The organism is Thalassospira sp. SN3W, assembly GCF_038070535.1.
Lineage (GTDB): Bacteria > Pseudomonadota > Alphaproteobacteria > Rhodospirillales > Thalassospiraceae > Thalassospira > Thalassospira xiamenensis.
The window spans coordinates 4079639-4091927 of sequence record NZ_CP121124.1; the positions used below are offsets into that span (position 1 = coordinate 4079639).

At 52.2% G+C, this 12289-nt stretch carries 13 protein-coding genes; 4 read left to right on the plus strand and 9 right to left on the minus strand.

Annotation, left to right across the window (positions count from 1 at the left end; genetic code table 11):
* On the minus strand, nucleotides 1-342 hold the full coding sequence (locus tag P8T57_RS18735) for a peptidylprolyl isomerase (protein WP_255356858.1): 342 nt from the start codon (nucleotides 340-342) through the stop codon (nucleotides 1-3).
* A 176-nt stretch (nucleotides 343-518) separates the two neighbouring features.
* Between P8T57_RS18735 and yaaA the strand changes: the two genes are divergently transcribed.
* Together yaaA and P8T57_RS18745 are read left to right on the plus strand one after the other, a co-directional pair.
* Nucleotides 519-1292: a peroxide stress protein YaaA gene (gene yaaA / locus P8T57_RS18740; protein ID WP_071240079.1), complete on the plus strand. Its 774-nt coding sequence runs from the start codon at nucleotides 519-521 to the stop codon at nucleotides 1290-1292.
* Between the two features lie 21 nt (nucleotides 1293-1313).
* On the plus strand, nucleotides 1314-2378 hold the full coding sequence (locus P8T57_RS18745; protein ID WP_007092166.1) for a glycosyl transferase family protein: 1065 nt from the start codon (nucleotides 1314-1316) through the stop codon (nucleotides 2376-2378).
* A gap of 71 nt (nucleotides 2379-2449) precedes the next feature.
* On the opposite strand, the gene P8T57_RS18750 is transcribed toward P8T57_RS18745, so the two are convergent.
* The 8 genes from P8T57_RS18750 to P8T57_RS18785 all read right to left on the minus strand — a co-directional run bounded on the left by P8T57_RS18750 (nucleotide 2450) and on the right by P8T57_RS18785 (nucleotide 10055).
* On the minus strand, nucleotides 2450-2992 hold the full coding sequence (locus tag P8T57_RS18750) for a DUF924 family protein (RefSeq protein WP_007092167.1): 543 nt from the start codon (nucleotides 2990-2992) through the stop codon (nucleotides 2450-2452).
* A 61-nt stretch (nucleotides 2993-3053) separates the two neighbouring features.
* Nucleotides 3054-3713, minus strand: a complete 660-nt coding sequence (locus tag P8T57_RS18755; RefSeq protein ID WP_007092168.1) for an ABC transporter ATP-binding protein — start codon at nucleotides 3711-3713, stop codon at nucleotides 3054-3056.
* Nucleotides 3695-4471, minus strand: a complete 777-nt coding sequence (cbiQ, locus tag P8T57_RS18760) for a cobalt ECF transporter T component CbiQ (RefSeq protein WP_007092169.1) — start codon at nucleotides 4469-4471, stop codon at nucleotides 3695-3697. Before cbiQ ends, P8T57_RS18755 begins: the two co-directional genes overlap by 19 nt.
* Nucleotides 4468-5136 carry a hypothetical protein gene (locus P8T57_RS18765; protein ID WP_007092170.1) on the minus strand — a complete coding sequence of 223 codons (669 nt, stop codon included), beginning with the start codon at nucleotides 5134-5136 and terminating at the stop codon, nucleotides 4468-4470. Before P8T57_RS18765 ends, cbiQ begins: the two co-directional genes overlap by 4 nt.
* Nucleotides 5137-5139: 3 nt before the next feature.
* Complete coding sequence (gene cbiM, locus P8T57_RS18770; protein WP_007092171.1) at nucleotides 5140-5763, minus strand: cobalt transporter CbiM; 624 nt, start codon at nucleotides 5761-5763, stop codon at nucleotides 5140-5142.
* 207 nt (nucleotides 5764-5970) lie between these two features.
* Nucleotides 5971-6756: a DUF4198 domain-containing protein gene (locus P8T57_RS18775; RefSeq protein ID WP_007092172.1), complete on the minus strand. Its 786-nt coding sequence runs from the start codon at nucleotides 6754-6756 to the stop codon at nucleotides 5971-5973.
* Between the two features lie 166 nt (nucleotides 6757-6922).
* Nucleotides 6923-9496 (minus strand): protein translocase subunit SecD, encoded by a 2574-nt coding sequence (secD, locus tag P8T57_RS18780; RefSeq protein WP_341363994.1) that lies wholly within the window; start codon nucleotides 9494-9496, stop codon nucleotides 6923-6925.
* Between the two features lie 115 nt (nucleotides 9497-9611).
* A complete protein-coding gene (locus tag P8T57_RS18785) occupies nucleotides 9612-10055 on the minus strand; it encodes a hypothetical protein (RefSeq protein ID WP_341363995.1) in 444 nt (147 codons plus the stop codon).
* 108 nt (nucleotides 10056-10163) lie between these two features.
* Between P8T57_RS18785 and P8T57_RS18790 the strand changes: the two genes are divergently transcribed.
* Entirely contained in the window at nucleotides 10164-11666 is a 1503-nt protein-coding gene (locus P8T57_RS18790) for a hypothetical protein (protein ID WP_341363996.1), read from the plus strand.
* Nucleotides 11667-11792: 126 nt separating this feature from the next.
* Nucleotides 11793-12230: a MerR family DNA-binding transcriptional regulator gene (locus tag P8T57_RS18795; protein WP_007092176.1), complete on the plus strand. Its 438-nt coding sequence runs from the start codon at nucleotides 11793-11795 to the stop codon at nucleotides 12228-12230.
* Nucleotides 12231-12289 lie beyond the last annotated feature (59 nt).

Here is a 12289-nt window from a genome sequence, read left to right on the forward strand (position 1 = left end):
TCAGGCGGTGCGCTGCAGCAGGTGGTAACCGAAATCGGTTTCCACCACGTCGGACGTGGTGCCGACTTCCATGTTGAAAGCAGCGGCATCGAATTCCGGAACCATCATGCCACGTCCAAAGAAGCCAAGGTCGCCACCCTGCTGACCGGACGGACAGTCAGAGTTTGCTTTGGCGACTTCACCGAAGTCAGCACCATTGGCGATCTGGTCTTTGAGCGCGTTGATTTCGGTAAGCGCTTCTTCTTTGGTGCGGGTTGCACTGGAGCGTGCCGAACCAGCATACATCAGAAGAATGTGCGACGCGCGAACTTGTTCACTCATAACTCGTCCTTTCTTCCACAGGTGGGTTGCACCCTGCGGATTTTCTGCAAGATTAGAAATCTATGGGGAATGCAAAGGGTCCAAACCGATGCACAAGCGTATATACGCGTGTACATGGGCTTGGGCCCTAGACTTTCTCCATGCCTTGTGGCTTGTTACGATAAAATGATCAGAGATGAAAGAGAAGAGGCGTCTTAATGCTTGCTGTCGTTTCTCCGGCAAAGAAACTTGATTTCGAAACGGATGCACCTGAAATGGCCGTTTCAGAACCGCAATTTCTCGACGATACTGAAGAACTTATTGAAGTTGCGCGTAAAAAAAGCCGCAGCGATTTGATGAAGCTGATGGGGATCAGTGAAAATCTTGCTGATCTGAATTATCAGCGCTTTGCGCATTTTTCACGGCCTTTTGATCGCACAAACGCCAAGCCGGCAATTTACGCGTTCCGTGGTGATACCTATGTCGGTCTTGATGCCGACACGATGGATCAAAAAGATATCGACTGGGCCGAAAACCATTTCCGGATGCTTTCGGGCCTTTATGGTCTTTTGAAACCGCGTGATTTGATGCAGCCCTATCGTCTTGAAATGGGAACCCGACTTTCGAACCCACGTGGCAAGGATCTTTATGCATTCTGGGGTGATAAGATTGCCAGACAGATCAATACTATTACCGCGGATCACAAGAACCGCAGCCTGATCAATCTGGCATCGCATGAATACTTCAAGTCGGTGAAAGAAGATGTGCTTGACGGTCCGGTGATCACGCCGGTCTTCAAGGAAGTCAAAGCCGGTGTTGGCAAGGTCATTGGTTTCTCGGCCAAACGTGCACGTGGCATGATGGCGCGTTACATGATCGACAATCGTCTGGAAAAGCCCGAGGACCTTAAATCGTTCGATATGGACGGTTATCGCTATCAAAAAGATCAGTCGAATGATAACGAGTGGATATTTACACGCGAACATAACTGATAACAGAAGTGGTGCGATCGTATGACCGACGACCATCTTGAGCAGCTTGAAGATGACAACCATCTGCCGGAAGCTCATCCGTTTTCCGGATATCTGCGGACTTTCTTCCGTGGACCGGGGCGTTCACGCAGCCTGACGCGCGAAGAGGCATTTGAAGCCTTTTCAATGATCCTGCGTGACGAGGTGGAACCGATCCAACTGGGCGCGTTTCTTTTGATGCTGCGTTATCGTGCCGAAACGCCCGAAGAACTGGCAGGCATGATCGAAGCCGTTCGCAAGGCCGCGCGGCTTGAGCTGGACGATGAAAGCCTGATTCCGGAAAAATGTCATCCGATGCTGGATTGGCCATCCTATGCGGCAGGGCGTTCGCGCGGTTTGCCGTGGTTCGTGCTGTCGGCGATGTTGCTGTCGCGGAATGGTATTCCGGTTCTGATGCATGGCTATAATTCGCACCTGACCAACGGTGTGAGCACCGAGGTTGCGGTCAAGACGCTAAAATTGCCCTTGGCGATGTCGGCCGACGAAGCACGTTCCGATATTGCGTCGAAGGGCTTTGCCTATTTGCCGCTGCGCCACATCCATCCGAAATTGCAGGAGCTGATTGGTCTGCGGCCTTTATTGGGGTTGCGCAGTCCGGTCAATACCCTGCTGCGTCTGCTTAATCCGTTGCAGGCGCGTGCGGCGTTTCTTGGCGTATTCCATCCGGCGTTTCTTGATGTTCACCGGGAAACGGGAAAGCTTCTGGAATTACCGCGTATTGGCGTCATCAAGGGCGGCGGCGGTGAGGCGGAACGCACACCGTTCAAGCATGTCGATCTTCGTATGCTTGACAATGGCGAGCTTAGCGACGTTCGCTGGCCGGCACTTCTGGCGCGGACTGAAAAGGACGATGAAGACAACAGCCCGGTGACCTTGCAGCATTTTATGGCCGTATGGCGCGGCGAGGTCGAAGACAGTGCCGCGATTGCGCGCATCAAAGGCAGTGCGGCAATGGGGGCGTTCCTTGCAGGCAAGGCCGACTACATGGACGAAGCCGAAGCACTGGTTGATGGCTGGTGGGAAAAACGTGACCGCAAGATCGGTTAAAAATCGCAGTTATGAGTGACTGCGAAATCAAATCACGGGATGGTGAGACGAGCCATCCCCTTTTGTTATTTTCAGAATGAAGAGTTTGGTTCTTTCAGGAACGCAATTTCATCTGGCGTTGATGTCCGCCCCAGAATGTCATTACGGTGCGGATAGCGACCGAAACGATCAATGATCCGTTTGTGTTTGATTTCGTAGCCATGATTGTTTTCAAGGCCCGGCTGGTTAAACAAATCCAGTGCGATTTCGTGAATGGCTTCTGATTCCGAATGCATGTAGGGCATATACAGGAAGGATTTTTCGGCGGGCTTGGTCAGTTTGGTATCAAAGCCATGTGCAATGGCTTCCTGTGCCAGAGCGAGTGCCATAGGGTCGGAGGCAAAGGATTCCGGTTTGTCGCGATAGATGTTGCGAGAAAATTGATCCAGAATAATGATTTCAGCCAGTCGGCCATGTGCGGTTTTGCGCCAGCCATACAATTCCCCGGCTGCCGCGGCGGCATGAAAATCAGCAAATCGTTCTGCGATATAACGGTCAATTGCAGTGTCTTTTTCAAACCATTGTTTAGGCTCAAGTTCCTTGAACCAGAACACAAGAATGGATTCAGGTTTCATGGGGCGTTTCCCGTTCTTTTAAGATTGCTGAAGCATAGGCGAGCTCGCAAATGCCAGCAAGTCAGGCTTTGGATATAACGCCATCCTGAAGGCGAACGGAACGTGTTGCGACATGATCAAGAAATAGATGATCATGGGAAATGATCACCATCGCCTGTGGTAAAGAGCGCAAAATTGCGATCAGACGTTGCTCGACATCGGCATCAAGCCCGTTGGTTGGCTCGTCAAGCAGAAGGATTTCGGGCGACATCGCCAGAACTGTTGCAAGTGCAACCAGTCGCTTTTCACCACCGGAAAGCTGATAAGTGATCCGGGTTTCAAATCCGCCCAGTCCAAGATCAGCTAGCGTTTGCATAGCTATTTTTCGCGCATCATAGCGCGATTGACCAAGGTTAAGCGGGCCAAACATCACGTCTTCAAGAACGGTCGGGCAGAAAAGCTGATCATCGGAATCTTGAAACAGCAACCCAACCCGGCCGCGAACGGCGCGAAATTCTGATTCTGTTTCGCATCTTGACCCAAGAATGGCTATCTCGCCATTCTCTGCTGTGACTAAACCCATCAGACAATGCAACAGGCTGCTTTTTCCAGCGCCATTCGCCCCCATCAGGGCCAATCTTTCACCGGTCCGCAGGTACAGGTCCACACCATTCAAGACCTTGCGCCCGGTGGGGAAGGTGAAATGCAGGTTTTTGACTGTGATCAGATCAGCGGCGGACATGCGACCTCCAACCCGATCAGGGCAGCGGTGAAAAGGATGAGGGCACTGGCAAACAGATAATCCTGAGGACTGAACCGGGGCAGGGAGCCGAAATGCATATGACCGTGATAGGCACGACATTTCATCGCCCAAAGAATGCGTTCTGAACGATCATGGCTGCGCACCAACAGCATCCCAAGTAAATATCCAAAACTGCGCCAGCTATGACGATTGTTACGCGCGACAAAGGCGCGTGCCCGCATGGCAACATGCAGGCGCAGATATTCCCGCCGCAAAAGATCGATATAGCGAATGGTAAACATGAAAAGCGTCACCAGCTTTGCCGGAACGTATATCCCCTGCAAACCCCGCCCCAGAAGGATTGCATCCATTCCGCCCATCAGTGCAATCAGAACAAGTATCGCAGCATTTGCCTTAAGCGCGATCAGCACGGCCTGGAACAGTCCCTGATAGCTGGCGTCAAAACTCCAAAGGGTGAATATCACATCACCGGGCACGGTAAAGGGCAACATGATCAGCATCACAAGGATGAAGCCATCCATGGTCAAAACCATTTTAAGTGTTCTGGACCAGTTGGGTTTGGCAAAACCGGTAATGATCGCAGCGACCAGAACCAGCATTGCCAATGGTTGCCAGCTTGAAAAACTGACGGCTGTTACGATCAGTGCGAGAGCTGCCAGCAAACGACAGCGTGGATCAATCCGTGACAGAACTGAATTGGATCGTGACGGTACAAGGACATTTGTCGCCCCGATCATGGTTTTTCATTCTGCTGATCGGGCCGTGATTTTCCGGCCCTGAACCATGCAAAGGCCCCGAATATTCCGACGATGACACCAATCCCACCCAGAAGATCGGAGAATCGGACTTTGTCCTCATAGGCAACCAGTTGTTCGCGCAAGGGCCGAACATGACGGGATACAGCCGCATCAATCAGGTTGTCCAACTCGTCCCGCGAAAGGGTGACCGTTGTGTTGGAACTATCCGTGGCAATGATTGTCGATGGGGGATGTGTTTTTTCGTTTTGAGACGAGGATGCTGTGTCAATCTGGCTGACCTGAACATCGATACCTTCATTTCCTGAGGGCAATTGACTGGAAAGCTCATCACCATTGATTTCGAAGCTGGCGATATGGCCATCACCGGAATTGGCTTCGATGACATAATCCTGTTTGTGGCTGACGCGAAGTTTGAATTCACCCTGATCATCGGTCTTTCCGGCAAAAATAACGCGACCTGTATCATCGAGAAGCTGGATTTTCGCATCATGTGGCCGGGCACCGCCCCCGAAATAGGCATAGCCGTCGATGACGTCGCCGTTTCCCATCGCAAAAACATGCAGGCTGTGTGCCTGGGCATTGACGGATATGAACAGCGTGCCGATCAGAACAGAAAATACGCATAAAACGGGAAATCGCGGCATCGATCAGGCCGCATTTCGAAGCGAGCCGACGGGGGCCAACATGACCGGACGGACTTTTTTGACAAGATGCACGGCTGCTGCGGTCAGGATACCTTCAACCACCATGACCGGTATGTGGCTCATGACCACAAGCTTTGCGGTTGGAACAAATTCCTGCCCGCTGGCTGCAAGTGACAGGCCAACCATTATGCTTGAAAGGGCAATGGCACCGGACCCGGCGACAAAACCTGCCAGCAAGATCGATTTACCTTCGGCACGTGTCAGAAACGGTGAAACCAGCCACCACATCAAAACCGCAGGCAGGGCGATGTTGATTGTATTTACACCCAGAACGGTGATGCCGCCGAAACCAAAGAAAACCGCCTGCAATAACAGTCCGATGAATATTGCCGGGAAAACAGCCCAGCCCAGCATCAACCCTGCCAAGCCATTGACGATAAGATGTGCGCTGCTTGGCCCGACAGGAACATGGATCAGGGAAGCAACAAAGAAAACCGCACTCATCATCGCCACACGGGGCATCGCATCAATATCGATTTTACGAAGTCCGTAACCGATACCTGCAACCGCAAAAACGGCGCCGGCTACAACGACTTCACTCGATAGGGCTCCATCGACGATGTGCATGGTCAAATCCCTGTTAAGTGCATTTGCAATCCTGACGTCTACAGGACTGGCCTGCAAACGGATCAATTTACGTGTGCATTTTGTTCTGGTGGGGCAGGCAGGTCATAAATCCTACCTGAAAATCGTAGCGATTTCGCAGTCGCGAAGTCAAGCGGGTTTCATATTTTTTACAAATAAGTATGACAGGCTTGGCGTGTTGCTCGAAAGTCAGTCCATTGGGTCGGTTTTAACCCAGATAACACCGCCGCGTTCGACTGGGACCTGATCATCCGATCCTGGGGCCGTCATCGTGCCATCTTCGACCAAGGCGGCAAACGCCCACCAACCATCATGGGGCATGGCATAGTTGAAAACACCATTGCCATCGGCTTTGATGACCTGCGTTGAAAAACTTTCGTTTGGTAGTGTGATGCTGCCGTCATTGGCATATTCAACCTCGACCTCGGCAAACGGTACCGGTTCGCCGTTATGACGGACAATCCCGCTGAATACATTACCTGTCCAGATGCCATAGGGGCGGGTCAGGGGCTCTATCTCGACCGGGAAGCCAACCATCTGGTCCCATTCTTCACCGGCACCAAACGCATCAATGATCGTTTTGGTGTACTGGATGATGTATTTACCCTCGGACGGTTCGAAATAGGGAATCGGTTCGACATAAAGCGCGTATCCGCCGGGACGATCAATATGGACAGTGGCGTCGAAGGCTGCTTTGCCATCGACCGTCTTTGCCACCAGACTGTCGCCAAGATCGGTTTTATTGCCGTTGGTCTGAATGCCAAACCGAACCGGCCGTGCCATTTCCATTGCCGGGCCATTGGTCATTGGATGGGTAAAGGTCAGGTCGACCTCGATATCGCGACCGGTTTCCTGAGTGACCACGTTGGTTGACGGGATCATCTTCTGGAAGTGGGCCTGTGCAGCATGCTGGGCACCGATCAGCAACCCAAATGAAAAGCCCGCGGTCACGATAAACCGGAAAGGAATCGACATCTTTCTGTCCTGTGAAACTGGAATGATGCCGTACCCTATGGCGACCGATTTGCCGGGTCAATCCATTGAAACAAGATGTTTCATAAAATATTTTAAAACGTATGATTCTCTGGGATTTATCGAAACCGGCGATGAAAGCCGGTTTCGATATGGTCATATGGTCTTGTTAACTGGATGCCTTTATCAGGGGATTGTCATCAATGTCGGTTTCTGATGCCAGTCGCGCATGCTTCTGGCGTTGTTTCTGTCGCCAGGTGTCGAGGAACAGCAGGATTGGTGCAGCAATATAGATTGACGATGTCGTGGCAATCGCAACGCCGAACACCATCGGAACGGCAAAACTTTCAACGGCAGACCCGCCCCAGATCGCCATTGGCACCATCGCAAAAAGGGTTGTCAGAGATGTGAAAAGGCACCGGGCAAGCGACTGGTTGATCGACATGTCGATGATTTCGCGCATCGGCATTTTTCGATAAAGCCGCAGGTTTTCGCGCATCCGGTCATAAACCACAACCTTATCATTGACCGAATAGCCGATCAGGGTGAGCAGGGCGGCAATGGCCGTCAGATTGAAGTCGAGCCCCATAATCGCGAAAAAGCCGATGGTCTTGGTCACATCAAGGATCAATGTCACAATCGCGCCAACGGCAAATGGCCATTCAAACCGCCACCAGATATAGCACAGCATCGCGAGGCTTGCGAAGATGACAGCGCTGACACCAGATTGGGCCAATTCACCGCTGACTTTGGGACCAACGACTTCTGTGCGTTCAAAATCTGCTGCCGGATCAATTGATTGTACGGCTTTCTTAACTGTCTCGACGGCTGCTGTCTGTGCCTGTTCGCCGCCCGGCTGACGTTCAACCCGGATCAGGATATGGCCATCCTTGCCGATATCCTGAAGGCTGACATCGCCAAGCCCCAATGTCGAAAGTTCCTGTCGCAAGGCTCCAAGGTCAAGCGGGCTGTTACCGTTATTCCCACTGCTACTGGCAACTTCAACCTGAATGCCGCCCTTGAAATCAACCCCGTAATCAAGACCGGGTTTGAAGAACAATCCGATTGAAATAGCAGACAGCAAAAGCGACATTCCGATGCCGAGAAAACGTGCCCGCATGAAAGAAATGCTGGTTTTTTCGGGCATGAAACGCCAAAGCGGTTCAATGACGAGCTTTTTCATACGGGTGCGCCAGACGATTTCGGTCATGATAACTCGAACCACGGCAACCGCGGTAAACATCGAAATCACGATGCCAAGACCCATGGTGATGGCAAAGCCACGCACCGGGCCGGACCCGAACTCAAACAAAAGGGCGGTTGCGATAAGGGTTGTTATGTTGGAATCAACAATCGTGGCATAAGCACGCTTGAACCCGGAATCGAGCGCCATGAACGCCGAAAGGCCCCTTTTGGTTTCTTCCCTGATACGTTCGTTGATCAGAACGTTGGCATCAACTGCAAGCCCGATCCCCAAAATAATCCCGGCAATACCGGGCAGGGTCAGTGTTGCTCCCATCAAGCTCAGTGCGCCGAATGTCAGCATGACGTTAAGGCCAAGTGCCAGATTGGCGATCGTGCCCCATCGCCCATACAGGAAAAACATCAATCCGGTGACCAGTCCCAACCCGATCAGGCCGGTATAAAGGCCCATCTCGATGGCATCTGCACCAAGGTCGGGGCCGACGGTTCGTTCTTCGATCACGGTCATTGGTGCGGGCAGGGACCCGGCACGAAGAAGTGCAGAAAGTGTTACCGTTTCACCAACCGTAAAGCTGCCGCTGATCTGGCCCGAACCACCGGTTATCGCTTCCCGGATGACTGGTGCACTAAGGACTTCGTTGTCCAGAACAATGGCAAAGGGTTTTCCAACATTGGCGCGTGTGATATCGGCGAACTTTGCCGCACCGGCCGTATCAAACCGGAAATTGACAACTGGTTGATGGCTTTGCGGATCAAATCCGGCATGGGCATCTGTCAGATGGTCGCCCGAAAGGGCCGGAGTACGACGCAAGTGATAGCTTTGCCCGTCCTTGTCCTGCAAAGTTAGTACACTGCTGTCGCGTTTATCGGTCCTGCTGCGATCCGCGAGCATATAGAAGCCAAGCTTTGCGGTGCTACCCAGAAGTTTTCGAACCTGTGACGGGTCCTGAATGCCGGGCAACTGAACCAGAACACGATCACTGCCAATCCGCTGGATCGTTGGTTCCGATACGCCTATCTGGTCAATGCGGCTTCGAATGATCTCAAGGCTTTGCTGGGCGCTGGCGTCGACCCGGTTGCGAATGCCCTGTTCGCTAAGTGTGATATGGATGCTGTTATCGGATGGCGCGGTAATGACAAATTCTGCCGTTGATCCATGCCGTGGTGTTTCAACCTGCGCATTGGCAAGGTATTCTAGGGCATCAAGGGCACCGTCGTGGTCCTTGGTATCAGACAGGCTTACAATCACCTGATCATTACTGATCTGAATGCTGTTGGTGTCGATATTGGCCTTGCGAAGGGCGTTTGTGACATCATCGCGCGTTATTTCAAGGCGTTCGGCGATCATTGCCGCAGTATCGATTTCAAGCACAAGGTGCGATCCGCCGCGCAGATCAAGGCCAAGGGCAACCTGGCGTCTTGGTAAAAATGAGGGCCAGTCTGCAAGCTGAGCCGGGGTGAAAAGGTTTGGCAGGGCTGTCAGGAAACCTGTCAGAAGGACAAGGCTGTAGACAACCACGCGCCATCTTGATGTACGCATGAAAAATAAACTCCGCACAGCAGTCAGACCGGGCCAACCTGATACCCGGTTATGCTGTCATCTGATATTTCTGGAAACACGGCGCATATCGTGCCGCGATTATGAGTAGGAGAAATCAGACCCGAAAGGGCGGAGCGCGCGGGGAAAATGGAAGAATTTCAGCGCCATGAGTGGCGATTGCACTTGCCACAAAGATGCATTTTGCCCGTTGGGGAGCTGTATGCTGTGTGACCGACGGTACAACAACGGCATCATCGGGGAAGGTTGGCTTATGGTCTGGTAAATCGTCCGGGGTTTGGCGGGGACCGGCAATGGCACGATCCGGTGCCACCGGAAGGACTGCCTGCGACGGGCCGCTATCATGATTGACGGTATTAAACGGATAGGGGAAAGTCGGTCCGTCGGAAATTGGCGTGTCAGTAACGGATGTGCCGCCACCAAACAGGATAAGCGCGCAAGCAATCAGGCAAAATGCAGCATGGCGCAACAAACCCGGTAGGGATTGACTACGATCACGATGATCTATTGCCTTTGCGGCTTGGCTCGGTGGTTGGTTCATATTGGTCCGGCAGCGGTGAAACAGCGACAGATATGGCGTGACGTCTGATAAAACACAAGCCCGGCAATAAAATCTAATCGGGCATCGGGGTAACAAGGGGAACATGAAATGCTCAGGATGGTTTATGTCACGCCGGATGGCGGGCGTCATTGGGTCGATTCTACCTGGCGCGAAACCTCAACACTTCATAATGCGGTGGCCAATTGTGCACCTGGTGATTTGATCCGTTTGATGCCGGGAAACTATTTCCTGCCGGAACCGGTTGATATCCCGATAAGCGGCCTTGAAGATCAGCCGATCATCATTCGCGGTGAATATGGTGCCATTCTTGACGGTCGCCGTCCGCCCGATCCCGAAGTTTCGGCAATCGATCCCGGATGCGCCAAATACGCGGCGTTTCGCATCATCGGAAAGCGCCATATTCGTCTTGATAATATCCGTATCGAACGAGCATGGCCGAGTGCCGTCTATATCCGCGACAGCAATGACCTGATATTCAAAAACCTTCAAATCCGCGGCGGAACATATGCTTTTTATGCGACGGGCGAGCACACATCACGCATCATCATCGAAAATTGCGACTGGATTCAGGATGATGTGATCTGGCGGTACCTTGACTGGTCGATGATCCATGACGGCGAAATCACTCCGGGCAAGGAAGCACCATATCGATACCTGAACGGTGCATTTTTTGGGGCGGATGACATTGCGGGCGATATCGTAATCCGTGGAAACGATGTGCGCCACTGCTATAACGCCGTTCGAATGGATGTATCCGCGACCAATCTGCAAAAGCCGATCGGCAGCTTTAACCGCAATGTCCGCATCATTGATAACCGATTCAGTTTCGTGCGCGACAATCCGATTGAACCCGAAGCAACTGCCGTGGGCTGGTGGGTGGCATATAACCAGTTCTATAACTGTCATAAGCTTTTCTCGCAGGATAATCTGGCTGGCGGGTACTGGTATTATTTCGGCAATCGCGGCTGGTTTGATAGCCGCCCGGGGCCGGAGGGTGATGAAAACAACGGTGGTGCCGTTTTCAAATTCGGCAAGTCAAGCCATGCGCAGCCAAGTATGCCTTTTGAATGCTTCCACAACAGCTTCTTCCTGCGTCAGAAATACGTCAAAAAGGGCGCAACCAGGATGTGGCAAAATCGGCGTAATGCCATTGGGTATGCCAATCCGGCGACTTTGCCCATCAACCTGATGCCGCTTGATCAGACATTGTTTGGTCCTACTGACGAACTTGATCTTGGCAGGGATGAAGATCGCGGTGTGCAGTTTTCCGGTGATGTGTGCAATCACGCGACTTATCCCGCAATATTTGATGCTTGGCCCGGTGTGCTGAGCAATCCACGGCCGGCAGCAGGGCCGATATTCAAGGCGGGTATTTGTGGTGACCTGGAACTGGTGCCCGAATATGCCGAGGGTTTCCGTCATCCGCTTGAAGTCCCAATGCCCGATGGCACCTTCTGGAAATCCGATCCCCAAAGCTGGCCGGGGGCATTGACCGGCAAAAAGCTATTCAACGGTCCGGACTATGTGCCGGTTGATTTGGCATTTATTCGTACCAAGACGAACGAAAGTAACTCGAATGCAGGGGACTAGGGGATTGGCGACGTTGTCGTAATCTTGGGAATGGCCTGAAGCGAAGTGACGTAAGCGTAAATATATTGACTTGTAAGTCCCAATGTTGCGATGTTGCACCATTGCATTCATTCAATAAGAAAAACCATGAACGATAAGCTGTACAGCATTACCGAGCTTGCCGAAGAGTTCGACATCACGCCGCGCGCTATCCGATTTTATGAAACCAAATGCCTGCTATCACCCCAGCGGGCAGGTGCGACGCGTGTATATAACTATCGTGATCGCGCGCGCCTTATGCTGGTGCTGCGTGGCAAACGTCTTGGTTTTTCGCTTGAAGACATCAAGGAATATATTGATCTTTATGACGCTGAACGGTCGGGTGCAGATCAACTGGCGCATCTGATGCTGGTCGGGCGTCGTCGCATTTCCGAACTGGAACAACAGCTTGAAGACGTTCAGACAACCTTGGGCGAACTTCGCAAGATCGAAAGCGAGGCCGCCGACGCTTTGCGCGAAAAGGGGATTGATCCAGAAAAGGCATTGGCACACATCAAATCCAAACTGACGCCTGAAACCGCGTAATTTTTGGATGTCGTCTGATGGCAAAATAAAAACCCGGCCAATTCAATGTGACCGGGCTT

Coding starts and splice junctions, on each gene's coding strand:
- yaaA (WP_071240079.1), top strand. CDS start 519: ATGCTTGCTGTCGTTTCTCCGGCAAAGAAACTTGATTTCGAAACGGAT.
- P8T57_RS18745 (WP_007092166.1), top strand. CDS start 1,314: ATGACCGACGACCATCTTGAGCAGCTTGAAGATGACAACCATCTGCCG.
- P8T57_RS18750 (WP_007092167.1), bottom strand. CDS start 2,992: ATGAAACCTGAATCCATTCTTGTGTTCTGGTTCAAGGAACTTGAGCCT.
- P8T57_RS18755 (WP_007092168.1), bottom strand. CDS start 3,713: ATGTCCGCCGCTGATCTGATCACAGTCAAAAACCTGCATTTCACCTTC.
- cbiQ (WP_007092169.1), bottom strand. CDS start 4,471: ATGATCGGGGCGACAAATGTCCTTGTACCGTCACGATCCAATTCAGTT.
- P8T57_RS18765 (WP_007092170.1), bottom strand. CDS start 5,136: ATGCCGCGATTTCCCGTTTTATGCGTATTTTCTGTTCTGATCGGCACG.
- cbiM (WP_007092171.1), bottom strand. CDS start 5,763: ATGCACATCGTCGATGGAGCCCTATCGAGTGAAGTCGTTGTAGCCGGC.
- P8T57_RS18775 (WP_007092172.1), bottom strand. CDS start 6,756: ATGTCGATTCCTTTCCGGTTTATCGTGACCGCGGGCTTTTCATTTGGG.
- secD (WP_341363994.1), bottom strand. CDS start 9,496: ATGCGTACATCAAGATGGCGCGTGGTTGTCTACAGCCTTGTCCTTCTG.
- P8T57_RS18785 (WP_341363995.1), bottom strand. CDS start 10,055: ATGAACCAACCACCGAGCCAAGCCGCAAAGGCAATAGATCATCGTGAT.
- P8T57_RS18790 (WP_341363996.1), top strand. CDS start 10,164: ATGCTCAGGATGGTTTATGTCACGCCGGATGGCGGGCGTCATTGGGTC.
- P8T57_RS18795 (WP_007092176.1), top strand. CDS start 11,793: ATGAACGATAAGCTGTACAGCATTACCGAGCTTGCCGAAGAGTTCGAC.